This window comes from Arthrobacter sp. TS-15 (assembly GCF_006964045.1).
Classification (GTDB): Bacteria; Actinomycetota; Actinomycetes; order Actinomycetales; family Micrococcaceae; genus Arthrobacter.
Genome location: NZ_SDXQ01000018.1, coordinates 44,056 through 70,300 on the forward strand (window position 1 = coordinate 44,056; position 26,245 = coordinate 70,300).

The 26,245-nt window shown below is 62.6% G+C and carries 28 protein-coding genes; 14 read left to right on the plus strand and 14 right to left on the minus strand.

The window, feature by feature from the left end:
• Positions 1-18: 18 nt before the first annotated feature.
• The 8 genes from EU811_RS07205 to EU811_RS07240 form a co-directional block, all read right to left on the minus strand.
• The gene (locus EU811_RS07205; RefSeq protein ID WP_142937809.1) at positions 19-222 is read right to left on the minus strand and encodes a hypothetical protein; all 204 of its coding nucleotides are present in this window, start codon (positions 220-222) and stop codon (positions 19-21) included.
• Positions 223-270: 48 nt separating this feature from the next.
• Positions 271-1,014: a sulfite exporter TauE/SafE family protein gene (locus EU811_RS07210; RefSeq protein ID WP_142937810.1), complete on the minus strand. Its 744-nt coding sequence runs from the start codon at positions 1,012-1,014 to the stop codon at positions 271-273.
• Positions 1,015-2,454 carry an NAD-dependent succinate-semialdehyde dehydrogenase gene (locus EU811_RS07215; protein WP_142937811.1) on the minus strand — a complete coding sequence of 480 codons (1,440 nt, stop codon included), beginning with the start codon at positions 2,452-2,454 and terminating at the stop codon, positions 1,015-1,017.
• 58 nt (positions 2,455-2,512) lie between these two features.
• Positions 2,513-3,328, minus strand: coding sequence for a carbohydrate ABC transporter permease (locus tag EU811_RS07220; RefSeq protein WP_142937812.1), 816 nt, complete (start codon positions 3,326-3,328; stop codon positions 2,513-2,515).
• 4 nt (positions 3,329-3,332) lie between these two features.
• Positions 3,333-4,289 carry a carbohydrate ABC transporter permease gene (locus EU811_RS07225; RefSeq protein WP_142937813.1) on the minus strand — a complete coding sequence of 319 codons (957 nt, stop codon included), beginning with the start codon at positions 4,287-4,289 and terminating at the stop codon, positions 3,333-3,335.
• Complete coding sequence (locus EU811_RS07230; protein ID WP_142937814.1) at positions 4,286-5,575, minus strand: ABC transporter substrate-binding protein; 1,290 nt, start codon at positions 5,573-5,575, stop codon at positions 4,286-4,288. The genes EU811_RS07225 and EU811_RS07230 overlap by 4 nt, the downstream gene beginning before the upstream one ends.
• Positions 5,576-5,653: 78 nt before the next feature.
• Positions 5,654-6,538, minus strand: a complete 885-nt coding sequence (locus EU811_RS07235; protein WP_142937815.1) for an aldolase — start codon at positions 6,536-6,538, stop codon at positions 5,654-5,656.
• A gap of 16 nt (positions 6,539-6,554) precedes the next feature.
• Positions 6,555-7,454 carry a carbohydrate kinase family protein gene (locus tag EU811_RS07240; protein ID WP_142937816.1) on the minus strand — a complete coding sequence of 300 codons (900 nt, stop codon included), beginning with the start codon at positions 7,452-7,454 and terminating at the stop codon, positions 6,555-6,557.
• Positions 7,455-7,590: 136 nt separating this feature from the next.
• Between EU811_RS07240 and EU811_RS07245 the strand changes: the two genes are divergently transcribed.
• The 3 genes from EU811_RS07245 (at position 7,591) to EU811_RS07255 (ending at position 11,061) form a co-directional block, all read left to right on the plus strand.
• Positions 7,591-8,733 carry a Gfo/Idh/MocA family protein gene (locus tag EU811_RS07245; protein ID WP_142937817.1) on the plus strand — a complete coding sequence of 381 codons (1,143 nt, stop codon included), beginning with the start codon at positions 7,591-7,593 and terminating at the stop codon, positions 8,731-8,733.
• A gap of 73 nt (positions 8,734-8,806) precedes the next feature.
• Positions 8,807-9,589 (plus strand): DeoR/GlpR family DNA-binding transcription regulator, encoded by a 783-nt coding sequence (locus tag EU811_RS07250; RefSeq protein ID WP_142937818.1) that lies wholly within the window; start codon positions 8,807-8,809, stop codon positions 9,587-9,589.
• 215 nt (positions 9,590-9,804) lie between these two features.
• Entirely contained in the window at positions 9,805-11,061 is a 1,257-nt protein-coding gene (locus EU811_RS07255) for an AGE family epimerase/isomerase (RefSeq protein WP_142937819.1), read from the plus strand.
• Between the two features lie 217 nt (positions 11,062-11,278).
• On the opposite strand, the gene EU811_RS07260 is transcribed toward EU811_RS07255, so the two are convergent.
• The gene (locus EU811_RS07260; protein ID WP_142937820.1) at positions 11,279-12,211 is read right to left on the minus strand and encodes an NAD-dependent epimerase/dehydratase family protein; all 933 of its coding nucleotides are present in this window, start codon (positions 12,209-12,211) and stop codon (positions 11,279-11,281) included.
• Positions 12,212-12,345: 134 nt separating this feature from the next.
• Here EU811_RS07260 and EU811_RS07265 point away from each other — a divergent pair, with 134 nt between their 5' ends.
• Genes EU811_RS07265 through EU811_RS07275 form a run of 3 tightly spaced genes read left to right on the plus strand, consistent with a single transcriptional unit; the run spans position 12,346 to position 14,778 of the window.
• Positions 12,346-13,089, plus strand: a complete 744-nt coding sequence (locus tag EU811_RS07265; RefSeq protein ID WP_142937821.1) for a TetR/AcrR family transcriptional regulator — start codon at positions 12,346-12,348, stop codon at positions 13,087-13,089.
• A gap of 17 nt (positions 13,090-13,106) precedes the next feature.
• The gene (locus tag EU811_RS07270; protein ID WP_142937822.1) at positions 13,107-13,898 is read left to right on the plus strand and encodes an oxygenase MpaB family protein; all 792 of its coding nucleotides are present in this window, start codon (positions 13,107-13,109) and stop codon (positions 13,896-13,898) included.
• The gene (locus tag EU811_RS07275; protein WP_142937823.1) at positions 13,891-14,778 is read left to right on the plus strand and encodes a DUF817 domain-containing protein; all 888 of its coding nucleotides are present in this window, start codon (positions 13,891-13,893) and stop codon (positions 14,776-14,778) included. The genes EU811_RS07270 and EU811_RS07275 overlap by 8 nt, the downstream gene beginning before the upstream one ends.
• Here EU811_RS07275 and EU811_RS07280 read toward each other — a convergent pair.
• Positions 14,753-15,310 (minus strand): hypothetical protein, encoded by a 558-nt coding sequence (locus tag EU811_RS07280; RefSeq protein ID WP_142937824.1) that lies wholly within the window; start codon positions 15,308-15,310, stop codon positions 14,753-14,755. The genes EU811_RS07275 and EU811_RS07280 overlap by 26 nt on opposite strands.
• 252 nt (positions 15,311-15,562) lie before the next feature.
• Here EU811_RS07280 and dnaK point away from each other — a divergent pair, with 252 nt between their 5' ends.
• From dnaK to EU811_RS07300, 4 genes are all read left to right on the plus strand, one after another.
• The gene (gene dnaK, locus EU811_RS07285; RefSeq protein WP_142937825.1) at positions 15,563-17,425 is read left to right on the plus strand and encodes a molecular chaperone DnaK; all 1,863 of its coding nucleotides are present in this window, start codon (positions 15,563-15,565) and stop codon (positions 17,423-17,425) included.
• A 2-nt stretch (positions 17,426-17,427) separates the two neighbouring features.
• Positions 17,428-18,087 carry a nucleotide exchange factor GrpE gene (locus EU811_RS07290; RefSeq protein WP_142937826.1) on the plus strand — a complete coding sequence of 220 codons (660 nt, stop codon included), beginning with the start codon at positions 17,428-17,430 and terminating at the stop codon, positions 18,085-18,087.
• A 188-nt stretch (positions 18,088-18,275) separates the two neighbouring features.
• Positions 18,276-19,256, plus strand: coding sequence for a DnaJ C-terminal domain-containing protein (locus EU811_RS07295; RefSeq protein ID WP_142937827.1), 981 nt, complete (start codon positions 18,276-18,278; stop codon positions 19,254-19,256).
• 10 nt (positions 19,257-19,266) lie between these two features.
• Positions 19,267-19,689 (plus strand): heat shock protein transcriptional repressor HspR, encoded by a 423-nt coding sequence (locus EU811_RS07300; protein ID WP_142937828.1) that lies wholly within the window; start codon positions 19,267-19,269, stop codon positions 19,687-19,689.
• Positions 19,690-19,695: 6 nt separating this feature from the next.
• Here the strand turns inward: EU811_RS07300 and EU811_RS07305 are convergent, their stop codons facing one another.
• Entirely contained in the window at positions 19,696-20,097 is a 402-nt protein-coding gene (locus EU811_RS07305; RefSeq protein WP_165450168.1) for a hypothetical protein, read from the minus strand.
• A gap of 262 nt (positions 20,098-20,359) precedes the next feature.
• Between EU811_RS07305 and EU811_RS07310 the strand changes: the two genes are divergently transcribed.
• Positions 20,360-20,662 carry a DUF3040 domain-containing protein gene (locus tag EU811_RS07310; RefSeq protein ID WP_142937829.1) on the plus strand — a complete coding sequence of 101 codons (303 nt, stop codon included), beginning with the start codon at positions 20,360-20,362 and terminating at the stop codon, positions 20,660-20,662.
• A gap of 99 nt (positions 20,663-20,761) precedes the next feature.
• On the opposite strand, the gene EU811_RS07315 is transcribed toward EU811_RS07310, so the two are convergent.
• The 3 genes from EU811_RS07315 to EU811_RS07325 form a co-directional block, all read right to left on the minus strand.
• A complete protein-coding gene (locus EU811_RS07315) occupies positions 20,762-21,184 on the minus strand; it encodes a hypothetical protein (RefSeq protein WP_142937830.1) in 423 nt (140 codons plus the stop codon).
• Positions 21,185-21,386: 202 nt separating this feature from the next.
• The gene (locus EU811_RS07320) at positions 21,387-22,037 is read right to left on the minus strand and encodes a CG0192-related protein (protein WP_142937831.1); all 651 of its coding nucleotides are present in this window, start codon (positions 22,035-22,037) and stop codon (positions 21,387-21,389) included.
• Between the two features lie 59 nt (positions 22,038-22,096).
• On the minus strand, positions 22,097-22,732 hold the full coding sequence (locus EU811_RS07325) for a TetR/AcrR family transcriptional regulator (protein WP_142937832.1): 636 nt from the start codon (positions 22,730-22,732) through the stop codon (positions 22,097-22,099).
• 81 nt (positions 22,733-22,813) lie between these two features.
• On the opposite strand from EU811_RS07325, the gene EU811_RS07330 reads away from it, so the two are divergent.
• The 3 genes from EU811_RS07330 to EU811_RS07340 all read left to right on the plus strand — a co-directional run bounded on the left by EU811_RS07330 (position 22,814) and on the right by EU811_RS07340 (position 26,117).
• Positions 22,814-23,857: an agmatine deiminase family protein gene (locus tag EU811_RS07330; RefSeq protein WP_142937833.1), complete on the plus strand. Its 1,044-nt coding sequence runs from the start codon at positions 22,814-22,816 to the stop codon at positions 23,855-23,857.
• Positions 23,854-25,575, plus strand: a complete 1,722-nt coding sequence (locus tag EU811_RS07335) for an amidase (RefSeq protein WP_142937834.1) — start codon at positions 23,854-23,856, stop codon at positions 25,573-25,575. Before EU811_RS07330 ends, EU811_RS07335 begins: the two co-directional genes overlap by 4 nt.
• A 200-nt stretch (positions 25,576-25,775) precedes the next feature.
• The gene (locus EU811_RS07340; RefSeq protein ID WP_142937835.1) at positions 25,776-26,117 is read left to right on the plus strand and encodes a hypothetical protein; all 342 of its coding nucleotides are present in this window, start codon (positions 25,776-25,778) and stop codon (positions 26,115-26,117) included.
• Positions 26,118-26,245: the final 128 nt, after the last annotated feature.

A 26,245-nucleotide genomic window follows, 5' to 3' on the forward strand; every position in this document is an offset into this window, starting at 1 on the left:
GGGCCACCCCACCGGAATTCAGCGACCACCGAAGTCCGTATCGGTGTACGAGCCCACGCCTCTTGCAGGGCTTTCGGCGCAGCCGCAGTTGTTGTCAATTTCAAGCCGAACGGCCAACGGATCGGAGGCTTCAATCGTGAGAGCGACGGGTTCACCCTTGGTAGCAGAGACCCGCAGGGTACGTTCTTTTGCTGAATCGATCTTTGATGAAACGGGGGACATGACGGTCCTTTCGATGGTGATGGAGTGGCCTGTCAGTTGGAGCGGCGGTCAGCCAATGGCGTCTAGCACACCGCGAACTATGGTGGCTGCTGCTCCTAGATAGGCCAGGATAATCAGGAGAATTTGGGCTGCCCTGGTGGAAACCCGTTTGGCAGCGAGATCACCCAGGACGAGTCCGATCAAACAGGCAGCGGCGACTGCTAGCCACATTGTCAGCGGCAGGACCGGAAACGAAGCTGGTGCGGTAACTGCTTTGGAAATAAGGGACAAAGCTCCGATGGTGAAAAAGTAGGGCTGCATGGTGGCTGCAAACGACTTATGCTGCCACCGGGTGGCCATGGAGTAGATGCTGACGGCCGGTCCACCCACTCCTGCGGCTGTGTTCATGAAGCCGCTGAGGCCCCCGGCAGTGAAGAGATAGCGACGACGCTGGGGCAGGACAGCAGATTTCATGACCAGCAGGACTGTCAGGCCAAGGGCCAGGGTCACCCCGATTGAAATCTCCAGGACCGACGGCGGCAGGTACCTGATGAGGAACGCCGCGGGGACAATCCCCAAAAGCGCCGAGGCGGCCAGCGCCATGTATCGCTTCCAGTCGATGTCCCGCACCACGCGGAAAATGATGGCGCCGGCCGTCACGGCTCCGCAGACGTTGACCAGCACCACCCCTTCCACGGGGCCGAGGAGAAGCACCAGGAACGGGGCTGCCACCAACGCAAATCCCATGCCGGTAACGCGTTGCATCCCGGCGCCGATGACCACTGCGCCCAGCACCAGCCCGGTGGTCAGCATTTAGGGTTTCCAGGCCACGTACTGGACCTCCTCGAACTCCTCGAGGCCGAGGCTTGATCCTTCCCGGCCCAGGCCTGACTGCTTGGCTCCGCCCATTGGTGCGAAGGCCACGGATGGGAGGGGATCGTTGACTCCAACAATGCCTGCTTCAAGTTGTTCGGGGATGTCCCATGCACGCTTGGGGCTGTTGCTCCAGACGTAGGCGGCAAGTCCCATCTCGGTGGCATTTGCTTTCCTGATTGCTTCCTCTTCAGTGGAGAACGTCAGAATGCCCGCCGCGGGGCCGAAGACTTCCTCACTCACCAAGGGTGCATCGTCGGGAAGATCGCTCAGGAGTGTGGGCGCCAGGAAGGAGCCTTCTTCAGGAACTACAGTGCGTTCAGTGAGGCGGCGGGCACCGCGGCCCAGGGCATCGTCCACCAGTGCCTGCACGGCTGTAACGCGCTCAGCGTCGATGACAGGACCAAGATCCGGGACGGGCGCGTCACCATCGGGCACGCCGTGTCCGATGGTCATGGCATCAAATTTCGCGGCAAGTTTCCGGCCGAATTCGTCCGCGATGCTGTCGTGGACCAGGAACCGGTTTGCAGCGACGCAGGACTGCCCTGTGTTACGGAGCCTTCCGAGTACTGCTCCCTCAACGGCGGCGTCCAGGTCTGCGTCCTCAAAGACGATGAACGGTGCATTGCCGCCAAGTTCCAGCAACGGCCTCACCACACGTTCGGACGCTGAAGCCATAATCTGACGGCCCACACCGGTGGAACCAGTAAAGCTGACGGCGCGGACCGCGGGGTGCTTGAGCAGGGCGCTGGTGACTTCGCGAGAGGGACCGTGCACCAGATTGACCACTCCGGCGGGGAACCCGGCATCGTGCAGGATCTCAAAAAGGCCGGTCGCGGCAAGCGGTGCCTTCTCGGAGACACGGCCAACCACGGTGCAGCCGGCGGCGAGCATGGCGGCGAGTTTGCGGGCCTGGATGGAAACAGGGAAGTTCCAGGGCGTGAGGCTAAGGGCTACCCCAATGGGTCTGCTGGTGCTGAGGTGTCGGCGGCCCCGGAGCTCGGGTGGGCTGACGGTGCCCGTTGTGCGGCGTACTTCCTCGGCGAACCAGCGGAAGTACTCCACGGAGAAGTCCACTTCGCCTTGCGCCTCGGGGAGTCGTTTGCCCGCTTCCAACGCCAGGGTATGTGCCAGTTCGTCGCGGCGCTCCGACAATAGCGCAGCGGCGTTGCGGAGAAGGTCGGCGCGGTTGCGGGCCGTCGTCCGGGACCAGTGAACAAAAGCTTCGGCAGCGGCGTCAGCGGCTTTGCTCGCGTCCTCCGCGGTTCCCCAGGCCACCCCGCCTACCGTGCTCCCGTTTCCGGGATCCGTTACGTCCTTGAATGTTCCGGCGGAGTGCCAGCTTCCGTTAATCAGGTGTTGCGCTGATTTCAGGTTCACTTGAGATTGCCTTTCGTTGGCTGGGAGAGGTGCGTTGTCCGGCGGCCGGAATGGTGCCTCATCCCTTGCTGGCACCGGCGGTAATGCCCGCAACGAAGTAACGCTGCAGGAAGACATAGGCCACCACAACAGGCAGCGATGCCAGGATGACGCCGGCGAACAAGAGCGGGTAATTGGTTTGGAACTCACCCTGGAAGCTCAGCAATGCCAAGGGAAGGGTTCGGTTTCCGGGCGACTGGATGAACAAGAGGGGGTACAACAGCTCGTTCCAGTGGATGACGAACAGGAAGATGGCAGCAGCAGCAATCGAGGGCGCCGAGAGCGGGAGCGCTATGGAAACATAGGTCCGCCATGGCCCGGTGCCGTCAATGGAACATGCTTCGTAGAGTTCTTTTGGTAGCGTCCGCATGAAGCCGCCCAGGATGAATACGGCAATGGGCAGCGTGGAGACGATGTTGGCCACGATGAGTCCGGTGAGGTTATCCAGCAGGCCGATGCGGCCGAACAGTACATACAGCGGCACCATGTTGGCTTGGGCCGGGATGGCCATTCCCAACACCAGGAATCCGAAGATGGCCCACGACGCGAAGCCCCTCAGTCGGGCCACGGCATAACCAGCCAAGCTGGCGATGAAGAGCGTGACAGGAACGGAAATCCCGGTGACAATGACGCTGTTCAGGAAGGACGAGCCGAGATCCTGGCCGCCAATGACTTCCGCGAAGTTATCGGGAGCAAGGGACTGTGGAAGGCTGAAGGGACCCTCGAAGAGTTCCTGCGTGGACTTGAAGCTGCCGAACAGGACCACGGTGATGGGGACGATGATGATGACCGCATAGATGGCAAGGATTCCGCGGCGGCTGATTGATGCAAGCATGCTGTCATTCCCCCTTCGGGGTCAGACGGAGCAACCGGCGCTGCAGCCAGGTGACCAAGGCGATCATCCCCATGAAGATGATTGACTGGGCGGCGGCATATCCGAACTCCGAGTTGGCGAAAGTGCTGTAGATACGCGTGGAGAGAATGTCCAAGGACCCTTTGGGAGGGTTGCCCGCGATACCCAGGATCAGGTCAAAGGCCTTGAACGACTGGACCGTGGTGTAGGCGACCACGATGGACGTGGCCGGGGCAACGAACGGCCAGGTGATGGATTTGAACTGCTGCCATTTATTGGCACCGTCCATCTCGGCCGCTTCATACAGTTCGCGCGGAATGGACTGGAGGCCGGCGATGTAAACCACCATCATTTGGCCTGCGTGGAACCACACTTGGGTCACGGCAACCCAATACAGTGCTTGGGAGTTGTTGCCGAGGTATGAGCCCTGAAGGCCCTCCAAGCCAATTGCGCCCAGAGCCGAGTTGGCGAGACCGAAATTGGGATCGTAGATGAACTTCCAGATGAAGGCCACAGACACCGATGACAGGATGGTGGGGAAGAAGAACAAGGCACGAAGCACCACGTTTCCCCGGGAATTCTTTGTCAGCAGCAGCGCAAGCAGCAATGAGAACACAGTTTGTGCGATGACCACCAGCAAAACGAACTTCAGGTTATTGGTCAGGGCGTTGGTGAACAGTGAATCCTTGGTGAATGCCCGAACAAAGTTGTCCACGCCTACGTAGTTGAAGGTCGCGGAGAATCCATTCCAGTCCGTGACGGCGTACTGAAAAGCCTGAAGGGTGGGCATCACCAGGAAAAAGGCGATGATGGCAACCGCGGGCAGCGGGAACAGGTAAAGCGCAGGGTTCACACGGGTAGGTGAACGCCTCTTTTTCGCTGCGGCCGGAGTCGTGGTGTCCGGCGCCTTTCGTTTGGCAGCCATGCCGGTATGGGTGCTCATAGCCGTTCGTCAACAATCTTCTGGGCTGCTTCAGCTGCTTGTTCGGGGCTGGAGCCCGAGATAACCGCCGTCGCGCTGGCTTCGACGGCGTTGCGCACGTCCAGGTTTTGGAACTGGAAGCGGGCGGCCAGGGCCGTTTTCTTGTCCAGCCATGGACTCAAACGCTTGAGGTCCGCATTGGTGTATTGAACGTCCTTGACGGATACATGCTGTGCCGTTTCGTTGGCGTAGTACCCGGCGTTCTCAGGTTCGGACAGGAAATCGATCCATGCTGCCGAGGCTGCCTGATTCTTGCTGGCGGAATTGACGCCCAGGATGAACGTGGCGTTGTAGACGCCCTCAAACTTGGCATTGCCGTCCGTGGAGGTGTTGGGAAAGACCAGTTCGATGGGGAAGGCCGCACCCAGGTTGCGGACGGCAGCAATGTGGTAGGAACCTGTGGCGAGCATTGCGGCTTTGCCCTGTGAGAACAGGTTTTGTGCAGGTTCCACTGCGGTGCCGGTGGCATTGGGCTGAAGGAATGGAACCAGATCCTTGTACTGGTTCAACATCTTGATGAACCAGTCATCAGTGCACTTGAGCTTGCCCTGCTCGATCTGCGAGCACATGTCATCTACGGGAGCGTTGTTGGCGATCATGCAGTTAAACAGCTGACCGCCATTTCCCACGTCGCCGCCGGGCCAGGAGATGGGGACGACGCCGGACGAGGCAAGTTTCTCGCACATGGCCAGGAAAGCGTCCCAGTCCTTTGGAGCCAGCTCCGCGCCGGCCTTGTCAAAGAGGTCCGTATTGGCCATGGGCATGGGGAAGACCACCTGATACGGCAGACCCAGTTGACTGTCACCCGACTGCCCTGCCGTCAGCAGGCCCTTTTGGTAATGCCCAACTGCTTTGCTGTTCTTCAGCTCCGTGTAGATCCCGGCTTCACTGAAGTTGTTGAACTGAGCACCGCGGAAGGTGGCAAATGCGTCACCGATGGCGGCGCCTCGGACCTTTTGCAAGCCCTGGGCGTTGTAATCGTTGGAAGTGGAGATGTCCTGAACCACTTCCACCCCGTTATTCATTGCAGCGAAGCGTTTGATGAGTTCGTCGAACACTGCCTTGTCTTCGCCGCGCCAGTGGGCGAAGGAAACCCTCCCGGTGATATCGCCGGTGGCAGGAGCGGCCGGACCCGTGGCGCCGCCCGGGGCTGTGGAACCACCCGGTCCTGCGCATGCTGCGGCGGTTGCGCCAAAACCCAGAGCTCCGAGAACAGCCATGGCCTGCCTGCGTGAAATCTGACTCACAATAATCTCCTCGTTGAGTGTTGCTGTGCCTAGTTATTGGGGTAATCGGGGAGGGGCACCCATGATGCCCCCGCCGGGTCAGGCGGTGGTCCGCTGTGCAGAGACCACTTCGTCCACCACTTCGCAGAGCCGCTGCAGACGGCGGACGGCGTCTGTGGACAGGGATTCAGTGACATCACTGGAACCGATGCAGGACGCCCACACTGCGCGTCCGGACAGGAACCCGCTGGCGCCCTCCAAACAAGCCCACCGGACGGCGTCCGGGAAATTCTCCTCCGGCACACCCGAAGAGAGCACTACCCATGGACCGTTGATGGCTTTGGTAAGTTCGGCGCAAGCTGAGCGGACCTCTGATTCGGACGCTTGGCCCTTGAAGGGGACCTCAGCCTTGTAGAGGTCGGCTCCAAGATCGCCCAGTTCCTTGGCGGCTGCCAGAATTCCTGCGTTCCAGTCGAAGTCGCCTCCTGCCAGTGGCGCGCGGGAAACGGGTTCAATGATGCTGATAAGTCCGGCGGATTTGCAGCTTTCCACGAATTCGCGGACCATCGCGACGCGCCCTTCGGCGGCCTCGTCCGGGCGGTAGAGAACCAGCAGTTTGAGGGCGGTTACGCCCAGTGCGGCGTACTTCTTGGGATCAACCAGTTTGTCTATGGTCACTTCCCCCACGAGCTCGCCGTGGGCAGACTCGAAATGATCGGCGGAAGCGATGAGTCCGCAGCCGTCAGCCACGACCTTGGCCTCAATGGCGGCATCCAGAGCGAACTGGCGGTCAATGAGGACGCCGGAAGCATATGGAGTGAGGATGCGGGTAGCTGCGAGTTTGAAGTCGCGGAGGTCCTGGTCAGTGACGGCTTGGTCTGTGTGTTCGGCAAACATGTTTCTCATGGCTTCGCGCTGGTCAACGGCGAGCATGGCGAACGCACCGGACGGGCGCTGGAGGGAGGATAGGTCTGTGTTGCTCATGGGCTGCTTCTTTCAGCTAGAGAGTGGGATTAGCGGTAAGGACAGGGGAAATGGTCTTGCGGGGGATCATGGAACGCCCGTCCAAACCTGCGCAGGACGCCGAGGCAGTGCGGCCGGCGAATGATGCGGCTTCTGCGAGGGGCAGGCCTGCTGCCACGGCTGCAAGGATGGCGCCGTGGTAGACGTCGCCGGCGCCGAGCGTTGAGACGATGTGGGCTGGCGTTGCGGGGATGTGGAAGGGGATGCCGCCCCGTTCAAGTCCCCAGGCGCCTTCCGACCCCGCAGTGGCAACCACGGTTGAAGCGCCGGCGTCTATTGCTTTTTGCACCAGTACTTCAGGCGTGAGATGGGCTCCGTACTCGGCCCGCAGGCGTTCGATGGTGGGCACGTACAGCTCAATGCCTTGTGGGCTGAAGGATGGAATAGGGTTTCCGGCGTCCACACTGATCTTTAGGCCGGTTGAATTTGCTATGGCGTTCCACCCCAAGTGATCAACGTGGACCCAGTCGGCGGTGCGCAGGAGTTCATGGAAGCGGGCGTCTGCAGGAAAACGGACTGGCGGTACGGGCCGGGTGACAATCGCCCGGCTCTCGGTAGCCCTGCTGACAACAATGACGCTCGCGCCTGTGTTGACGTGAGGGTCGCGAATGACAGCAGAGGTGTCCACGCCTTCGGATTCGAGTCCGGCGATGATCCGGTCGCCCTCTTCATCGGCACCAAGGACGCCGGCAAAGGCGACTTTGGCTCCGGCTCGGGCTGCAGCCACAGCCGCCGTGGCCGCAGGTCCGCCGCCCGCTGTAGCAAAGTCCTCTGCGACGGTCCGGCTATCGGCGGCGGGGTATTCCTGTACCAGGGCAATGGAGTCCAAAGTGGCACACCCGACGAAAAGCAGGGTTCCGGATGACGGTTGGGGCACGTTCCACCTCGTTGTAGTTGGGCTGGTAGTGAAAAAATATACACACGCTATGTGTGAAAAACAACACATTCGGTATAGTGATGTTCGGGATGCAACGTCGATCCCTTTCACTCAACGCTGAGAAACGGAGCAGTTCATGTCTTTGCCTTCTGGAGAAACGGTCCAAACCATTCGCTATGGCCTCATCGGCGCCGGCCACATGGCCCGCGAACACGTCCGGAATCTCGCGCTCATCCCGGGAAGCCGGATCACTGCGGTCTCTGACCCCACTCCTTCCTCGCTTGAAGAGACCTCACGTGAAATCGGATACGAAGTCCAGGCCTACTCCTCGCACCAGGATCTGCTGACATCGGGGCTTGTGGACGCCCTGGTAATTGCCAGCCCCAACGACACACATTTGGGCATCCTGAAGGACATCTTTGCCAGCGGCACTAACCTTCCTGTCTTGGTGGAAAAGCCGGTGTGTACCAGTGCAGAGCAAGCCGACGAGCTCGAGGGGCTGGCGGCCGCTTACCCGGCACCCGTGTGGGTTGCAATGGAGTACCGCTATATGCCGCCGGTGCAGGAAGTCATCCAAGCCGCACATAGCGGCAAGCTGGGTAACATCCGCATGCTCTCAATCGTTGAGCACCGTTTCCCTTTCCTGCACAAGGTGGATGCTTGGAACCGGTTCGCCGAGCGCACAGGCGGAACCCTGGTGGAAAAGTGCTGCCACTTCTTCGATCTGATGCGCCTCATCTTGCAGGACGAACCCACGCGCGTCTTTGCCAGTGGGGGACACGATGTGAACCACTTGGATGAGGTTTATGATGGCCGGGTATCGGACATGGTGGACAACGCCTACGTGATAGTTGACTTCGCTGGTGGCCGACGCGCCATGCTGGAGCTGTCCATGTTCGCCGAAGGGTCCAAGTTCCAGGAGCGAATCTCCATTGTGGGCGACGCGGCAAAGATCGAAACACTGATCCCTGTGGCAGCTAGTCACTGGATTGAGGGGGACGAAAGCGAGGCGACGGTCGAGTTCAGCCCGCGTTCGCCGCTGGGGCCGGAGAAGCATGAAGTACCCGTGGATGAGGCCGTCCTGGCTGCCGGGGCACATCACGGTTCCACTTACTACGAGCACCTCGGCTACCGGAAAGCCATTCTGGGTGAGGGGCCCGTGGATGTAACTGTCGCCGATGGGCTGCAGTCGGTGCGCATGGGCCTGGCGGCGGAGCGCTCCATCGTGGAAGGCCGGCCCATTGAATTGACGGCTACGGAAGTCTTTGCGCAGAAGTAAGTAAGATTGTGTTGGAATTACAACACTTTCCCACGCCGATCATGGGCCGGGGGGTGTCAGGAAAGGGGAAGCCATGAGCATCGCACGGGAAGAGGCGCCGCTGACACCGCGTCAGCAGACCATTCTGGATGAGCTTGGCAGGCGAGGGTTCCTTTCCACCGCAGATCTTGCCGGTACATTCGACGTGTCGGACATGACGGTCCGCCGTGACACGCGTGCATTGTCCAAGCTCGGACTGGTCAAGGTGGTTCACGGCGGGGTCAGTGCCATTGAGGGCCACGGCCAAAATGCTGATTTCGCGGCACGCGTCCGGGAGGACGCCGACGCGAAGCAGAGGGTCGCGAAGGCCTGTGTGGACCTGATCTCAGAGCGCGACGCGATTATCCTGGACGCTGGAACCACTACCTACCAGATAGCCCAGGAGCTCCCGGCCGCTTTCATGGGCACCGTCATTACCCATTCCGCTCCTGCGATTCAAAGATGCCTGCAGCTGACGTCTGCCCGGACCATTTGCCTGGGCGGTGAACTGCTGTTGGATAGCCAGGCGTTCAACGGACCCATGACGGTCAACGCCGTCCAGGGGCTTCGGGCCAAGACGGCGTTCATCGGGGTAAGCGGGATCCATGATGAGGGTTTCTATATTGAACGTGATGTTGAAAGGGCAACCAAGTTGGCCCTGATGGGTTCGGCGGAGCAAGTGGTTGTGGTTGCCACCCACCAAAAAATGTTGAGGTACGCGCTGGCCAGGTTGGCGTCCTTCAATGCCGTGGACATCCTCGTTACGGACGCTCAGCCGCCGCGGGAAGTGGCGGAGGCCTTGTCAGCCTCAAACGTCCGTCTGATCGTCGCTGACTGACACCCCCGCCCCGTTCGTAACGGAGCGGTCAACCGGGCATTCGTTTACCCGCTGATAACAGCTCTGCTCTGCCTGCCCTCAAACGTTCGTTTGGGCATCGCCATCAATAAATCAGTGTTTGAAAACAAACTTTATCTGGTGGAATTCACTCACCAAGGATTAGCATAAGAACAGGCCCTACCTCTTGTGGCCGCAAACTTAATGAGGAGATGCACATGACGTGGTTGAACAGCGCCGCTCACGCACGTTGGCTCGAAACGGAAACAGACCGGCTCATCAATTTCGCCTCCGGCGCGAAGGTCCCCACGGGCTTTGGTTGGCTGGACAACTACGGGAAGGTCATGGCCGACAAACCAACCCATCTCTGGATCACGGCACGTATGGTCCATAGTTTTGCGGTAGCGGCTTTGATGGGGCGCCCGGGTGCTGCGTCCATGGTGGACCATGGTATTGCCGCTCTGAATGGAGTGTTCCATGACGACGAGTTCGGCGGCTGGTACGCGGAGGTCGACGACAACGGTCCGGTGAACGACACAAAGTCCGGGTATCAGCATTCGTTTGTGCTCCTGGCAGCCGCAAGCGCCGTCGCAGCCAAACGTCCTGGCGCCCAGGAACTGCTGGGCGAGGCATTGCGCATAGCGGACTCGAAGTTCTGGGACCACGACGCCAACATGTGCTTCGACTCGTGGAACCGGGAGTTCACCGAAACTGAGGCGTACCGCGGCGGAAACGCCAGCATGCATTCTGTTGAGGCTTACCTGATCGTAGCCGATGTAACTGGCGAAAACCGCTGGATTGAGCGGGCCCTCCACATCGCTGAGGTGCTCATCCACAAATTTGCGCGCAACAACAATTACCGGGTCTTCGAGCACTTCGACTCCCAGTGGAACCCGATCCCTGAGTACAACACCGACGACCGCGCCAGCCAGTTCCGCGCCTACGGCGGAACACCCGGCCACTGGGTGGAATGGGCCCGGCTCCTCTTGCACCTCCGCGCTGGCCTGGAAGCCCGCAGCATGGACGTTCCAGGCTGGCTGATGGAGGATGCCAGGGGCCTCTTCGACGCTGCCATCCGCGACGCATGGGAGCCCGATGGCCACCCTGGATTCGTGTACTCGGTGGATTGGGATGGAAAGCCGGTGGTGACGTCGCGGATTCGCTGGGTGCCGGTGGAGGCAATCGGGGGCGCGGCCGCGCTGTACATGGCCACCGGCGACGAAGCATACGCCGAGTGGTACGAGCGAATCTGGGACCACGCAAGGGACTGGTTCATCGACTACGAGCACGGTTCCTGGAAACAGGAGCTGGATGAGCGCGGCAACGTCGCTTCCACCGTCTGGTCTGGCAAAGCTGACATCTACCACTTGTGGCACTGCCTTGTGGTCCCGAGGCTTCCGCTGGCTCCTGGGCTCGCTCCGGCAGTCGCGGCAGGACTGCTGGACTCACGTCTCCTGGCTGCCCAGGGAAAATAACGGATCGCAGGGAATCCAAGGGATCCCTTTGAGTCGACCCATAGGCTGCTGCGTCAACTCCGAGCACTGACATCAATAAAGGAGAAGGCGGACCGGGGGAGCACTTTGACTAACCCCTGCCAAGGGACCGACCTGCGCGGCTAAAACAGAAGCGTTCGACGGCGGGTTCGCACCGCCGTCGAGCGCTTCTGTTTCGCGGTCCTCACCTGAGCTGCCGCTACTTGGCCTGCAGCGCAGCGCCCCGCCACCACGCAACGGTGGCCGCTGCGGCTTCCGGCAGGGCAGTGGGCTCAAGCCCCAACAGCCGCTGACTGTCGGAGGAATCCATCACGAACGGGCGCTCAAACTGGTACAGCATTTCCGCCAGTTCGCGCATGTCAGTGGAGAAGACGCCGGCCGCCCGGAACACCCACCCGGGTACGGCGCTGACTTTCGGCGCGGCAACACTGGCGGCTGATGCGTGCGCTGCGGCCATGTCCCGCTGCGTTACGGCCGGGCCCGTGGGGGCGTGCAGTACGGTGTTCCACAGCTCGGGTTTATGCGCTGCCGCAATCATGGCAGCGGCAAGGTCCGGAACGTAAGTGAAGGAATGTGGCTGCTTGGTGGACCCGATGAACTGCACTGCCTTGCCCGCCAGGATGGGCTTCACCATGCGCTCGCCGGCATGCGCCATCGTCACGCGAGGCCCGAAGAAATCACCGGCAACCACGCTCACAGTGTTGGCCGCATGCGCCTGCCGTGCCGCGAGCAGTGCTGTCCGGATGCCGCGCTTACCGCCTGAAGCTTCCCGGCGGCTCGATTCGGTCATGATCTGCTCCGGCTCGCTGTACGAGTACAGGCTTTCCGGGAAGACGACGACGGCGCCCGCGGCTGCCGCTGCGTCCATCACCACTTGCTCGGCTTGGGGAAGTTCGGCGGCCCACGCTGCTGCACGGTAAGCGGAGCCGTGGATGCAATGGAAAACCGCGGTAGCTCCGGTGATGGCGCCAGTCAGTTGAGCGCGATCTGAAACGTCCACCCGCAGGCGCTCCACCAGTGGATGATCCGGGCCGCTGCCCGAGTGGGTAAGGACGCGCACCTGGTGACCCTGCTCTGCCAACTGCTCCGCGACAGTGAAACCAACGGGACCTGCTCCTGTGACGACGTACATGAGGTTCCTTCTATAGTTCGGAAATCTAAAACAAGAGCAGTGCTCTCTAAAACAGAATGACCGCACTATCCATGAAAGTCAAGAGCGGTGCTCTCGTTTGTTGACAGCGCTCTCTGTTATGGCAAGCTATTGGCATGACGTCAGCCCAACCCATCGCAGCCAAGGCCAAGGCAAAGCCCCCAACTCCGAGGGAGCGGGCACGCACGCAAACCATCGCGGACATCATCCGGTTGGGCCGTGAGCACCTCGCCGTCCACGGCGCAGCGGCTCTTTCCCTGCGAGCCGTGGCGAGGGATCTAGGCGTCGTATCCTCTGCCGTCTATCGGTATGTCGAGAACCGCGACGAGCTCCTCACGCTGCTGCTCATCGACGCGTACAACGAGCTCGGTGATGAAGTGGATCAGGCCGTGGAGTCAGTTCCGGACCAGGACTACGCCGGGCAGTTCACAGCGCTCGCGAAGGCCGTACGAGCGTGGGCCATCCGAGAGCCCGCCCGCTACGCCCTGCTTTTCGGCAGCCCCGTCCCTGGGTATCAGGCACCGGGGGAGCGCACCACCGTTCCGGGAACACGCGTCATCGTCCGTCTCGTCGGGATCTTTGATGCCGCCTACCGGGCAGGTGCCCTGGCCACTGAGGTGACTCCCGCCGTCGTGATTCCCCCGGCGTTGGCCGAAGACCTGTCGGCCATTCGCGCCGAAATGAATCTCGCGGCACCAGACGCGTCGTTAGCGCGTGGTGTTCTGGTGTGGACGTCGGTGTTCGGGGCCATCAGCTTCGAGGTTTTTGGGCAGTACGGGCCGGAGACTTTCAAGGCCCGCGACGAGCTTTTTGAGCATCAGCTGGGCGTGCTTCAGGGCGTCGTGGGGCTCCAAGGCTAGGGCGCTACAGTATTCAGATGGTTCGTGGACTGGCTGACATTGGTGCGGAGGGTGTCCTCCTTGCCGGCGCGGGCCGCGCAATTCTCCTGCAAATCGCGGACCCCAAAGTGGGCCACGGCGTGGCCGAGCACAGCAATTTCGCGGAGCGCCCCATGGATCGGCTCCGCGCCACCATGACCTACGTGTATGCGGTGGTTTACGGCTCGGAGGAACAGCTGAAGGCCGTTCGCCGCGCCGTCAACCGAGCCCATGCCCCGGTCCGCCGCGGACCCGATGGTGCTTCACACGGCTACAGCGCTTTCGACGCCGACTCCCAACTCTGGGTGGTCGCCACCCTCTACGACACCGCCGTCACCGTCTATCAGCAGGTCCATGGAATGCTCGACGACGATACCGCCGACCGTATCTACCGCGAGTATGCGCGGATCGGGACAGCCCTGCAGCTTCCGGCGGATAAATGGCCGGCTGACCGGGCAGCCTTTGCAAGGTACTGGGAATCCCAGGTGCGCGGACTTCGCCCGGATGACAAGGCGCTCAAGGTAGCCAGGGACCTTCTCTACCCGGCTGGAGGACCACGGTTGCTGCGTCTGGCCATGCCGTTGGCGCGGTTCCTCACGGCCGGCCTGTTGCCGGATCACGTGCGCGAGGGATTCGGCTTCACCTGGGGCGAAAGCCAGGCGCGGCGCTTCGAGCGGACCATGCGGATGGTGGGTCGCGTGTATCCGCGCTTGCCCCAGCGGATCCGGCACTGGCCCCGCGACCATTATTTGGGCCAGCTTGTGGTGGATTCCGCGGTGCCCTATGCGTAACTCCACGTCGGTGGAAGAGTCCATCGACGCCCTTGCGCACCGTTACCTGGACCGGACCCCCGGTGGCCGTGTGCGGGCCGGGCTGACCGAGTTCGTGGTGTTCGGGCTGAAGCAGGCGTGGGCTTGTGTGTTCGGTGCCGCGTTGCTCGCGGTGATCATCGCCGCCCGCCTCTGGTACCCCGATAACGCGGGCCTTGCCCGTAACGATTTCCTGACCATTGCCGCCGTCGTCATTCAGGTCCTGATGATCTCCTTCAGGCTGGAGACGCTGCGGGAACTGCGGGTGATCCTGCTGTTCCATGTGGTGGGCACGGTGATGGAGTTGTTCAAGACGGACGTCGGATCCTGGGCATATGAGGCTGAGGGCGTCCTCCGGATCGGGGCGGTTCCACTGTTCAGCGGCTTCATGTATGCGGCCGTGGGGTCCTATATGGTGCGGGTGTTCCGGCTGTTCGACCTCCGCTTCGACCGCTACCCGCGGCGGTGGATCACGGCACTTGTTGCGGCCGCGATCTACATCAACTTCTTCTCGCACCACTACATCTTCGACGCGCGCTGGGTGCTGCTGGCCGCCGTCGTGCTTGTCTACGGACGGTGCGTGATGCACTTCCGGGTGTTCCGGCGTCGCTTCCGTATGCCCATCCTGGTCTCGTTCCTGCTGGTGGCGCTGTTCATTTGGTTCGCGGAGAACATCGGCACGTGGTCCCGTGCGTGGCTGTATCCCAACCAGCTGGATGGCTGGCAGGCTGTCTCCATCGACAAGCTCCTGGCATGGTTCCTGCTGATGATCATCTCCGTGGTGCTGGTGGCGTGGGTCTACAAGCCGGAACCGCTTGACGCTCCTGCTGAGGTGGCTAGGCTTCGCCGCGTATCGCCTTGAGTGCCGCGCGGCGTGCCTGAAGCAAGGGTTCGACGTCGGACACCCGGCTCAGGCGGACGGCCTCCGGTGGGGTGGGGTTGCGTTGGGCGTTGATCACTATGCCGAAGCCGCCGAATGTCCCGGCGGCGAGCCACGATTTCGCTCCGCGCCAGAGCGTTACGTCTGTGGGCGTGCCGTCAACGGTGATGGTGAGCCGCTCAACGGCGAGGGCGTTGAAGGTTGCGTCCTGGCGTTGGAGCTCTTCCAGGTTGTGCGGTATTCCGGCCGAGGCGCGCCAACGGTTTCTGACGACGTCGCGTGGATCCTGGGTTGTAGTGATCACTTCCACCAGCGGGCCCGTTGGTGAAAAGGCGTTGCCGTGCGCCACCCCGCCCTCGCTGCCATCGAGTTGCCAGGATCCCAGCATGACGGGCACGTCCCAGCCCTCTAGGCAGAACAGCGGGAGAAGGTGCGCGCCGTCGCGGACCTCTTGATCCAACCGGTCGTTCATCTCCCAGAACTCGTCCGGAGGCACGTATCCAGTGATCTCCATCGGGCCAGTTTGCCAGTTCACCGTGGGCGAAACCAGCTCTGCAGCCCCGTAATTCCGGTGGTTTTCTGTTCCCGAGATTCAAAGTTGAGCGTACGTCACTCAACTTTGGATTGACATCTTTCCGAGGCTGAGTACAGTTGAGTGCAGAACGCTCAACTAGCCGATTGTTGAGCAGGCTTCCGGCACGTAGACCGCCCAGCGGACCGCTGTCAGGTGCAATCTCCAACATCGGCCATTGAAAGGAAACAAGATATGTCACGTGCAGTAGGTATCGACCTCGGAACCACCAACTCCGTGGTCTCTGTTCTCGAAGGTGGCGAGCCCACCGTTATCGCCAACGCAGAAGGCGGCCGCACCACGCCGTCCGTCGTTGCGTTCTCCAAGTCCGGCGAAGTCCTGGTCGGCGAAATCGCCAAGCGCCAGGCCGTCAACAACATCGACCGCACCATCGCTTCCGTCAAGCGCCACATGGGCACCGACTGGAACGTCGCCGTCGATGACAAGAAGTACACGCCGCAGGAAATCTCCGCGCGTATCCTCATGAAGCTCAAGAACGACGCCGAGAGCTACCTGGGTGAAAAGGTCACCGACGCTGTGATCACCGTTCCGGCCTACTTCAATGACGCCGAGCGCCAGTCCACCAAGGAAGCCGGCGAAATCGCAGGCCTCAACGTCCTCCGTATTGTCAACGAGCCCACCGCTGCTGCACTGGCCTACGGCCTGGACAAGGGCAAGGAAGACGAACTCATCCTGGTCTTCGACCTCGGTGGCGGAACCTTCGACGTCTCCCTCCTCGAGGTTGGCAAGGACGAAGACAACTTCTCCACCATCCAGGTCCGCGCAACCGCCGGTGACAACCGCCTCGGTGGCGACGACTGGGACAACCGCGTTGTCGAGTGGCTCCTGAGCCAGCTCAAGGTCAAGGGCATCGACCTCTCCAAGGACAAGATCGCCCTCCAGCGTTTGCGTGAAGCTGCCGAGCAGGCCAAGAAGGAACTGTCCTCCTCCACCAGCACCAACATCTCCCTCCAGTACCTCTCCGTCACCCCCGACGGCCCGGTCCACCTGGACGAGCAGCTGACCCGTGCCAAGTTCCAGGACCTCACCAAGGACCTGCTGGACCGCACCAAGAAGCCGTTCCAGGACGTCATCGCTGAAGCCGGCATCAAGGTTTCCGACATCGACCACATCGTCCTCGTCGGTGGCTCTACCCGTATGCCTGCCGTCTCCGAGCTCGTCAAGGAACTCGCCGGCGGCAAGGAGCCCAACAAGGGCGTCAACCCGGACGAAGTCGTGGCCGTTGGCGCCGCACTCCAGGCCGGTGTCCTGAAGGGTGAGCGCAAGGACGTCCTCCTCATCGACGTCACCCCGCTGTCCCTCGGCATCGAAACCAAGGGTGGCGTCATGACGCACCTCATCGAGCGCAACACCGCTATCCCCACCAAGCGTTCGGAGACCTTCACCACCGCTGACGACAACCAGCCGTCCGTGGCCATCCAGGTCTTCCAGGGCGAACGTGAATTCACCCGCGACAACAAGCCGCTGGGCACATTCGAACTGACCGGCATCGCCCCGGCACCTCGTGGCGTTCCGCAGGTTGAGGTCACCTTCGACATCGACGCTAACGGCATCGTCCACGTGTCCGCCAAGGACAAGGGCACGGGCAAGGAACAGTCCATGACCATCACCGGTGGCACGGCACTGTCCAAGGACGACATCGACCGCATGGTCCGTGAAGCCGAAGAGCACGCTGCAGAGGACAAGGCACGCCGCGAAGCTACGGACACCCGTAACTCCGCAGAGCAGCTCGCTTACTCCGTGGACAAGCTGATCGCCGACAACGACGACAAGCTGCCTGAGGAAGTCAAGACCGAGGTCAAGGCCGACGTCGACGCCCTCAAGTCCGCGCTGGAAGGCACCGACGACGCCGCTGTGAAGACTGCGTTCGAGAAGCTCCAGGCCTCACAGACCAAGCTCGGCGAAGCCATCTACTCCCAGGCCTCCGCAGCTGACGCTCCGGGTGCCGGTGCAGAAGGCGCTCCTGCCGGTGACAAGGCTGCCGACGAGGATATCGTCGACGCCGAAATCATCGACGAAGACGAAGCGAAGAAGTAGCCATGCCTCACCACGGCAACGAAGCAGAGCACTCAGAAAGCGGCGAGCCGCGCAAGCCCGTTATCCGGGACAACCGCAAGGTTGACCCGGAGACCGGGGCAGCCCGTCACCCGGATAGCGAAGCTGCAGCTCCCACCGAAGGCAACGCCGCTCCTACAGACGGCGACGCCCTCTCCCAGGCTGAGGAAATCCTCAACGGGGTAGAGGTGCCGGCCGAGGAATCGGTAGCCTCCGGTGCCGCGGCTGAAGCCCAGGCAGCGGAGCTCCGCAACGACCTCCTCCGCCTCCAGGCTGAGTACGTCAACTACCGCAAGCGCGTCGAACGCGACCGCGCCGTAGCAGGAGAGATGGCCGTCATCGGCGTCCTGAACTCACTGCTCCCGGTGCTGGACGACGTCGACGCCGCCCGCCAGCACGGTGACCTCGAAGACGGCCCCTTCGCCGCCATCGCCACCAAACTGGAGAACGCGCTGAAGACGTACGGGCTGGAACGCATCGCGGATACCGGAGTCGAATTCGACCCCACCATCCACGAGGCACTCATCCAGCAGCCCGGCGAAGACATTGAGGTTGACACGGTCAGCCAGGTGCTGCGCTCCGGATACCGCTCCGGCGAGCGGGTCCTGCGTGCAGCCCAAGTGATCGTCGCGGTTCCCGCTTAGTCCCACCGCGAAGCGAGACAAGGGGCCCCGCCCCTACGCGTGGCGGCTTTAGTCCTACGGACTTAGCCGCCACGCTCCGGTAGGCCCGAAGCCACTCCCGGGCCCCTTGTCTCGCTCCGCTCCGGCGGTCGGCTCGCCTAAGGTGGGTGGACGCAGGTGCTTGTTTATTGATTTGAAAGGAAACGCTCTTGGCCAGCCAGGACTGGGTTGAAAAGGATTTTTACGCGATCCTTGGTATTGCCAAGGACGCGTCCGATGCGGATATTAAGAAGGCTTACCGCAAGCTAGCCCGGCAGTACCACCCGGATACCAATGCCGGGGATGCTGCTGCGGAGAAGAAGTTTAAGGACATCTCCGAGGCGTACTCGGTGTTGTCCAATCCTGAGGACCGTCAGCAGTACGATGCCATCCGTGCCATGGGCGGTGCCCGGTTTGCCCCGGGTGCTGGCGCCGGACGCGGTGGTGCCGGAGCTAACGGTGGGTTTGAGGACCTGTTCGGCGGCCTGTTTGGCGGTGGGCCTGGTGCCCGTCAGCCTGCGGGCGGTGGCATCCCTCCGGAGTTCGCTGACCTGTTTGGTGGTGGGTTTGGAGGCGCCGGCCCCACCGGGTTCCAACGGGCTCCGCAGAAGGGCGCGGACCGGACGGCTACAACGTCCATCTCCTTTGCCGGATCCATCAAGGGCACCACGGTGAGCCTGCGTGAGAGCAACGGCAACGTGATCGACGTCAAGATCCCGGCCGGCATCAAGGACGGGCAGAAGGTCCGCCAGCGTGGCAAGGGCAACGCTGGCCCTGCCGGCAACGGCGACCTCATCATCACGGTGAGCGTCAAGCCTCACGACTTTTTCCACCGCGACGGCGACAACATCCGCATCCACGTGCCCGTCACGTTTGCGGAGGCGGCGCTCGGCGCCACCATTGAAGTTCCAACGCTCGACGGCGACACCGTCAAGGTGCGCGTTCCGGCCGGGACTCCGTCGGGCCGTACCCTCCGGGTGAAAGGTCGTGGCGTGAAGACGTCCAAGTCCACCGGCGACCTGCTGGTGACAATCGACGTCGCGGTCCCGCAGAACCTCAACAAAGAAGCAGAGGAAGCCGTGAAGGCTTTCGCGGCGGCCACCACTGATGCCAACCCGCGCAGCGACTTGGCCGCGAAGGCCCGGTTGTAAGGAGGCGGTCATGGCAATCGACGTCAACCAGCCGATCTTTGTCATCTCCGTGGCTGCGGAGCTTGCCGATATGCATCCGCAGACGTTGCGCCAGTACGACCGTTTGGGCATCGTTTCGCCCAGCCGCGCTCCCGGCAAGTCCCGCCGCTATTCGCAGAACGACGTCAATAAACTGCGGGAGGTCCAGCGCCTCTCGCAGTCCGGCGTCTCGCTCGAGGGCATCAAACGCATCCTCGACCTCGAAAACCAGGTTGCCGCTTTGCAGTATCGCGTGGCTGAGCTGACGGAAGAACTGACCCGCCGCCGCTCACCCGTGGATGCGCGGATCTTCGCGGCAGGTGCCGCGGGCGACGTCGTTAGCTTGGCCCGCGGGCAGCGTCCACGAGCGCGGTCGCAGGCCGTAGTGGTGTGGCGGCCGCGGTCGGGGGACTAGCTCGGGCTACGCCCGGCTGCGGTCCCAACTGACCACTACCCGGGCAGCGCCGGCTTCGGTCCGCTCTACGTCCACCACGATCTGCGACTCTTTGGCTCCCATGTCCCGGATCTGCTGCTTGTAATCCTCAAGGTGCTCCTGCAGGGACTCCTCGGTCCATTCGCCCGGGCGCATCCTGGTGGAGATTTCCACGGGCTCCTCCCTGACCAGAATCTCCTCCGGTTGACGCCGCGGTGTCTTGGCCGGCTCAGATTCGCTGGACGGTACCAGCATGCGGAAGCCGAAAACTCCGCCAGCTATGCCAGCGACGAGGCCCGCGGCAATAAGCCAAATGGCCTTTCGAGGTCCGCGGCGCCCAGGAACCGCTTCAGTGATGCTCTGTGCTTTTCTAGCGCTTCGTCGTGCCATGGGGAGATCAACTTTCCAGTCGGCGGTGGGGGTTCCATGCTGGTGGTGCGTCTGAATTCTGCCCTTCCATCGTAAGCATGCTTAGAACCTTTGGTAAGTCGATACCTGAACCTGCCACCGGTGATGAAGGGGGGAGCGCTCCTGTGGCTAGAACAGCTCTACGGGAAGATAATGAAGGCATAGCACGGCAAGCAGCGCTCGTGCGGGTGTTCTGAGCATTGACGCAGCCTCGGCGGCCCTGCTCGTGTGGTGAGGAATTCCGATGTCGTTGTCGGATGAAGAACGCAGGAGCTTGGAAGAGCTGGAGCGGGATCTCGCTTCAACGGATCCCGACCTCGCCTATGAGCTGAAGTCCGGTCGCCCACGTGGCGCTCTGGCGCGCAACGTTCTTGGCAGCCTGGCCGTTCTGGTCGGCTTCATCATGGTGATCGCCGGGATCGTCACCCAGCTGGTCATCCTGGGCGTCGCGGGGTTCCTGCTGGCCAGTGGCGGAGCCTATTGGCTCGTGACCGGGACATCGCTACGGAGACTGTTCGGACAGCACGACGACCACGCGGCACCTTAGCAGGTTCGGCACCTGAGTCGCCCCGCACCACCCTGCCGGTGCGATGGGGAGCGGCGGCTAGGGACGACGTTCGGGGGAGACCTTCCGGGAAGACGTTACCTAGGGAACCGGTGGGACCGGCGGCTGGACCGGGGTTTCCGGCCGCTGGACAGGCTCGGGTTCGCCCGGAGGCATCATCATGCGCCAAGCAAACACTGCGCCCGCTCCCACGACGGCAGCAGCAATGGCGGTGAACCATACTGCACGGCCGGAGCTACGCTGCGTGGTCTTCCGGCTGAGCGCCCGGGTGGCCTTCTTTACTGCCTTGGCGGCAGTGCGTTTAGCCTCCTTGGCGGCCTTTTTGTTGCCGGTCAAAGTGAGCATCACACCCTGGACCACGGACGGCACGTCGGCGTGGTTGATCCGGGACAAAGCCCACCTCACCACTGCGTCTGTTTGCGCGGATGTGCCCTCTGTCGCATGCGTTACCCATTCCCGGGCAAGATCCTGGGCGGCGGGAATGATGCTTTGCGCTTTGTACATGCTGAGCCCCTCACGTGGTTAGACGACCTGCTTGCCAGCCTACGCTTGAGCACCTGTGATCAACAGATGCCCCCGGCGCGCGCTCCTTCCCAGTTCCCCAGTGCCACCCCGCACATAACGCGGGCCTGGGGGCCGACACGCCGTGGCTTACAGGCGGCGAGGCAGGGCAACCGGGAAGGAGCGGCGCGAAGCATCCGGGTGACTAGGTCCGCACTACCGAGGCCAGCTCCACCGGCTCCTCCAGTCCGGCCCACTGTCCGTTGAGAATCAGGTCCCCGTGAAGCTCAGGGGCTGCTGCGGTGCTGGCTGAAGCATCTGCTGCCACGTCCAAGACCCGGGTAATCTTCAGTCGGAGCTCGCCGGCATCGATGATGGTCACGCCGCTGCCGGATACCGGCGCCGAAGCGCTCAAGGTGGGAGCGCCGCCGTCGAGCTTTCCGCTGCCTTTCACCGTGACAGAGCTGGGCCGGGGCTCAGGCTCGCCGTCGACGATGAGTTCGGCCTCGTTCTGGCCGGTCAGGATGGCAGCGGCGAGGACCCTGATGTACACGGGATCAGCGCAGGCGTCGTACACCCAGCGCTTTCCCAGGACCGAGTGGTCCATGGTGCCGATGAGCCACTCCTCGGCGCCGGCAAGCTCGTAGCCGCGGTAGCTGAGCGGGACCTGGTAAATGCGCTCGCCGGCTGCGACCACGTGTGTTTCGAGCCCCACCTCGCCGGCGGGATCGTCAAAGCGGTAGGCGCCTATGAGCTCCGGGGCGCCATCCTGGATGAACCAGGGCTGCTTCGGGAGGTAGTCAGCGATGAGTTCGAGCTTGGACGGGGACAGGGTTGCCTTGTGAATGATCGCCATGCTCCCAAGCCTAGGGCAGGGCAGGACTGGCTCCCGAAGGCGGCCCCGGGTGGGGCGGCCTACGCTCCCGGTTTGGGCACCAGCGAACCTCGGGCGGCGCCCACCATTCCCTCGACGGCGCGTGCAAGGTGCGTGCCGCGGTCGTTGACGCCGTCCCATCGGACCAAGGCCTGCGCGTTCAGGCCATCAACCATGCCGAGGATCTGCCAGGCGACGGCGGCGGCGTCGGAAACGTTGAACACTCCTGTGGCGTTCCCGTCCTCCACCACGTCCTGGAAGACCTTCTGCCAGGCATCCATCTGCTCCCGGACGGCGGCGGCAAGGGTTTCATTGCGGCGCCCCAAGGTCCAGGCTTCCACCCAGATTGCGGTGACGTCGAGCCTGCTGTTGTCCAGAAGGGTTTCCACCAGCAGGGCCAGGCGTTCAGATGGTCCTGGGCACTGGCTCAGCAAGGCGGCGACTTCCTGTGTTTCCGCTGCCACGATGGTGGCGAAGGTGTTCGAAATGAGGGCATCCATAGTGGGCTGATAGTGCGCCACCAGACCCGAAGCAACGCCAATTCGCGCGGCGACGTTGCGCAGCGTGAGCGCCGTGAGGCCTGCCTCGAGTGCGATCTCGCGGGCGGCTTCGGTGATTTCTGCGGCGCGCTCTGCCGGTGACTTACGGACTGCGCGCTTCTGTTGAGTGCTTGACATTACAGACCAGTCTAGATTAGGTTTTCTGCATTGTTGATCATGCGATCAACAAGAGAATGTCTGAAGACGAAGGAGTCACCCATGGCTTGGAGAATGCCGGCCGAAACCGCACCGCATGAGCGCACTTGGATGGCGTTCCCCCGCACCGGCCTGACGCTTGGCGACGACGCCGCCTCTGCCGAAGAGGCCTACGGTGCTTGGACCGCCGTCGCCCATGCTGCAGCCGAATTCGAGCCGGTCACCATGGTGGTGGACCCCAGCGAACGCGAGCGCGCCGCCCGGATGCTGGGTAACGGCATCGAACAGATCGAGGCGCCGCTGGATGAGTTCTGGATGCGCGACGTCGGACCCACCTTTGTGCTGGACGACGAACGCCCCGGCGTGCTTGGCGCCGTGGACTGGATCTTCAACGGCTGGGGTGCTCCTGCATGGTCCGAATGGCAGAAGAGCGCCGGAATGGGCCGTTTCGTTGCGGAGAAGTCCGGTGCCGAACTTGTCAGCTCTTTGCTGGTCAATGAAGGCGGTGCCATCCACGTAGACGGCAAAGGAACGGTGCTGGTAACAGAAACAGTCCAGTTGGATCCAAACCGGAACCCTTACGCCAACAAGGCAGCAGTTGAAGCCGAACTGGCCCGCACCATCGGCGCCACCAAGGTCATTTGGGTACCCCGCGGACTGACCCGCGACTACGAGGACCTGGGCACGCGAGGCCACATCGACATGGTGGCCACGCTGCCCGCACCCGGCCAAATCCTGCTGCATTCCCAGACCAACCCGGAGCACCCGGACTACGAGGTCAGCCGCACACTTCGGGCATTCCTTGAAACGCAAACAGATGCGGCGGGCAAGCCGTTCGAGATCGTGCCGCTGCCGGCGCCGGAAACGCTGCGCGACGAAGACGGCTTTGTGGACTGGAGCTACGTCAACCACTTGGTGGTCAACGGCGGGGTCATCGCTTGTGGATACGGGGAAGAACATGCCGACTCCCTCGCCGCTGAAATCCTGGCCGAGGCCTACCCCGGCCGCCGTGTTGTCACGGTGGATGCCCGGCCCATCCTCGCCCGCGGCGGCGGCATCCACTGCATCACGCAGCAGCAGCCCAAACTTGCAGGAGGTGCAGCGTGACGGCTCCATTCGACGTCGTTGAGGCCTCCATCGCAGAGCTGCGCGAGGCCCTGGAAACAGGGGAGGTGACCAGTGAGGAACTGACCCAGGCGTACCTTGACCGCATCGAGGCCTACGATCACAACGGCATCAGACTCAACGCACTGGTGGTCATGAACCCCGATGCTTTGGCGGACGCCCGGGCCTCGGACGAACGCCGGACGCAGGGCGCGCTGCGTGGGCCATTGGATGGCATCCCCTACACAGCCAAGGACAGCTACCTGGCCAAAGGGCTCACCGCCGCGGCGGGTTCGCCCGCCTTCGAGCACCTGATTGCGCAGCGTGACGCCTTCACCATCGAGCGGCTCCGCGATGCCGGTGCGGTGCTGATCGGGCTGACCAACATGCCGCCCATGGCCAACGGCGGCATGCAGCGCGGCGTGTACGGTCGCGCCGAAAGCCCGTATAACGCCGACTTCCTCACTGCGGCGTTCGGCTCCGGTTCCTCCAACGGTTCCGGGACCGCGACGGCAGCCAGTTTCGCTGCCTTCGGCCTTGGTGAGGAAACCTGGTCAAGTGGCCGCGCACCGGCGTCGAACAATGCTCTGTGCGCCTACACGCCCTCCCGCGGCGTCATCTCCGTACGGGGCAACTGGCCGTTGGTCCCCACCATGGACGTCGTGGTCCCGCACACCCGCACCATGGCCGACATGCTCGAGCTGCTGGACGTCATTGTGGCCGACGACGCCGAGACCCGCGGCGACTTCTGGCGCGCGCAGCCCTGGGTTCAGATCCCGAAATCATCCGAAGTCCGGCCGGAGTCTTACACGGCGCTGGCTTCGGAATCGCTCGACGGCGGACGGTCGGCTCTGCGGGGCAAGCGCCTTGGAGTGCCGCGCATGTACGTCAACGCAGATCCGGACGCCGGGACCAGTGCGCAGCCGGGCATCGGCGGGCCGACCGGGCAGCGCATCCAGACGAGGGCTTCCGTGATTGATCTGTGGGAGGCCGCCAAACAGGACCTTGAAGCAGCCGGGGCCGAGGTTGTTCTGGTGGACTTCCCGGTGGTCTCCAACTATGAAGGGGACCGTCCGGGCGCACCCACCATCGCCACGCGGGGCCTTGTCACCCCTGGATACCTCAAGCGTGAAATCGTGGACCTGTCAGCCTGGGCGTGGGACGACTTTCTGCGTGCCAACGGCGACCCCGCACTAAGCGGCCTTGCTGAGGTGGACGGTTCCAGGATTTTCCCGCACCCTGAAGGCGCCCTGCCGGACCGCTACACCGGGTTCGACGACGACATTGCTGAGTATCCGGGACACGTTCGCGAGCACGGCTACGACCAGCTGACCGAGATCCCCGAGCTGGAAAACGGTGTGGGCGGCCTTGAGGAGACTAGGCGCGTTGATCTGGAGGACTGGATGGACAGGCTCGGACTGGACGCAGTCCTGTTCCCGGCAGCGGCCGACGTCGGGCCCGCCGATATGGACGTCAACCCGGCCTCGGCTGACCTGGGCTGGCGCAACGGCGTATGGGTGTCCAACGGAAACCTCGTCCCGCGCCACCTCGGCATCCCCACGGTCACTGTGCCGATGGGAACCATGGCAGACATTGGCATGCCCGTGGGCCTCACGTTCGCGGGCCGCGCCTACGATGACACAGCACTGCTGACCCTGGCTGCCGCCTTTGAAGCAACAGGTTCTCGTCGGACCGTGCCACCGCGCACGCCGGCGCTGTAGTTTCGCCGCCAGCCCTGCGCTCCTGCCCGGTTACTTCCCCGCTGTCACCGTAATTTGCGGCGACTCCCGCGCGTCGGCCATCGTTTGCGACTGCTGTAGGAGGCAACTGGGAAGGAACGCGGGCAAGCGGCCGGACGCCGATGCGTGGACGGGCCCCGGCACTGATTACAATCAAAGGGACGTCGACCACTGAGGGAATCATGAAGAAACTCACCACTGTCCTGATCGCTGCCGGGCTCATCGCCTCGGCATCCGCCTGTTCCGCCCAGCAGCAGCTGACTACCGCGGAAACGTGTGACCGCGTGGGCGTCGCCGCATCCGGCATTCCCCAAAACGCTAGCAAGACCGCCACCAACCGCGTGGCCAACGCCATCCGGCCCATCGAAGTCGTTGCATCGGACGAAATGAAGCCGGTTGTCACCGCCATCCTGGAGTACATGGATGAGCAGTCCAAGGAAACCCCGGACGAGGCGAAGCTTGGCGAGCTCGGCCAGGCCTACCAGGAAGCCGGCACCAAGTACGGCGAGCTCTGCCGCGGCTAATGACGCCCGCGCGCTGAACACACAGACGTGCTGAACACGAGAGGGACCGGTTGAAGGACCGGTCCCTTTCGCGTCCCAACCATCTCTCACATTCTGGCCCTTAAACCGGAACTGCGGCCGTATGGTTT

Excerpts from the sequence above, each read along its gene's own strand:
- EU811_RS07330 (WP_142937833.1), top strand. The coding sequence starts at position 22,814 with ATGGCTTGGAGAATGCCGGCCGAAACCGCACCGCATGAGCGCACTTGG.
- EU811_RS07220 (WP_142937812.1), bottom strand. The coding sequence starts at position 3,328 with ATGCTTGCATCAATCAGCCGCCGCGGAATCCTTGCCATCTATGCGGTC.
- EU811_RS07320 (WP_142937831.1), bottom strand. The coding sequence starts at position 22,037 with ATGGCGATCATTCACAAGGCAACCCTGTCCCCGTCCAAGCTCGAACTC.
- EU811_RS07260 (WP_142937820.1), bottom strand. The coding sequence starts at position 12,211 with ATGTACGTCGTCACAGGAGCAGGTCCCGTTGGTTTCACTGTCGCGGAG.
- EU811_RS07300 (WP_142937828.1), top strand. The coding sequence starts at position 19,267 with ATGGCAATCGACGTCAACCAGCCGATCTTTGTCATCTCCGTGGCTGCG.
- EU811_RS07255 (WP_142937819.1), top strand. The coding sequence starts at position 9,805 with ATGACGTGGTTGAACAGCGCCGCTCACGCACGTTGGCTCGAAACGGAA.
- EU811_RS07340 (WP_142937835.1), top strand. The coding sequence starts at position 25,776 with ATGAAGAAACTCACCACTGTCCTGATCGCTGCCGGGCTCATCGCCTCG.
- EU811_RS07315 (WP_142937830.1), bottom strand. The coding sequence starts at position 21,184 with ATGTACAAAGCGCAAAGCATCATTCCCGCCGCCCAGGATCTTGCCCGG.
- EU811_RS07325 (WP_142937832.1), bottom strand. The coding sequence starts at position 22,732 with ATGTCAAGCACTCAACAGAAGCGCGCAGTCCGTAAGTCACCGGCAGAG.
- EU811_RS07210 (WP_142937810.1), bottom strand. The coding sequence starts at position 1,014 with ATGCTGACCACCGGGCTGGTGCTGGGCGCAGTGGTCATCGGCGCCGGG.
- EU811_RS07290 (WP_142937826.1), top strand. The coding sequence starts at position 17,428 with ATGCCTCACCACGGCAACGAAGCAGAGCACTCAGAAAGCGGCGAGCCG.
- EU811_RS07245 (WP_142937817.1), top strand. The coding sequence starts at position 7,591 with ATGTCTTTGCCTTCTGGAGAAACGGTCCAAACCATTCGCTATGGCCTC.
- EU811_RS07225 (WP_142937813.1), bottom strand. The coding sequence starts at position 4,289 with ATGAGCACCCATACCGGCATGGCTGCCAAACGAAAGGCGCCGGACACC.
- EU811_RS07265 (WP_142937821.1), top strand. The coding sequence starts at position 12,346 with ATGACGTCAGCCCAACCCATCGCAGCCAAGGCCAAGGCAAAGCCCCCA.
- EU811_RS07205 (WP_142937809.1), bottom strand. The coding sequence starts at position 222 with ATGTCCCCCGTTTCATCAAAGATCGATTCAGCAAAAGAACGTACCCTG.
- EU811_RS07305 (WP_165450168.1), bottom strand. The coding sequence starts at position 20,097 with ATGGCACGACGAAGCGCTAGAAAAGCACAGAGCATCACTGAAGCGGTT.
- EU811_RS07275 (WP_142937823.1), top strand. The coding sequence starts at position 13,891 with ATGCGTAACTCCACGTCGGTGGAAGAGTCCATCGACGCCCTTGCGCAC.
- EU811_RS07235 (WP_142937815.1), bottom strand. The coding sequence starts at position 6,538 with ATGAGCAACACAGACCTATCCTCCCTCCAGCGCCCGTCCGGTGCGTTC.
- EU811_RS07310 (WP_142937829.1), top strand. The coding sequence starts at position 20,360 with ATGTCGTTGTCGGATGAAGAACGCAGGAGCTTGGAAGAGCTGGAGCGG.
- dnaK (WP_142937825.1), top strand. The coding sequence starts at position 15,563 with ATGTCACGTGCAGTAGGTATCGACCTCGGAACCACCAACTCCGTGGTC.
- EU811_RS07280 (WP_142937824.1), bottom strand. The coding sequence starts at position 15,310 with ATGGAGATCACTGGATACGTGCCTCCGGACGAGTTCTGGGAGATGAAC.
- EU811_RS07250 (WP_142937818.1), top strand. The coding sequence starts at position 8,807 with ATGAGCATCGCACGGGAAGAGGCGCCGCTGACACCGCGTCAGCAGACC.
- EU811_RS07270 (WP_142937822.1), top strand. The coding sequence starts at position 13,107 with ATGGTTCGTGGACTGGCTGACATTGGTGCGGAGGGTGTCCTCCTTGCC.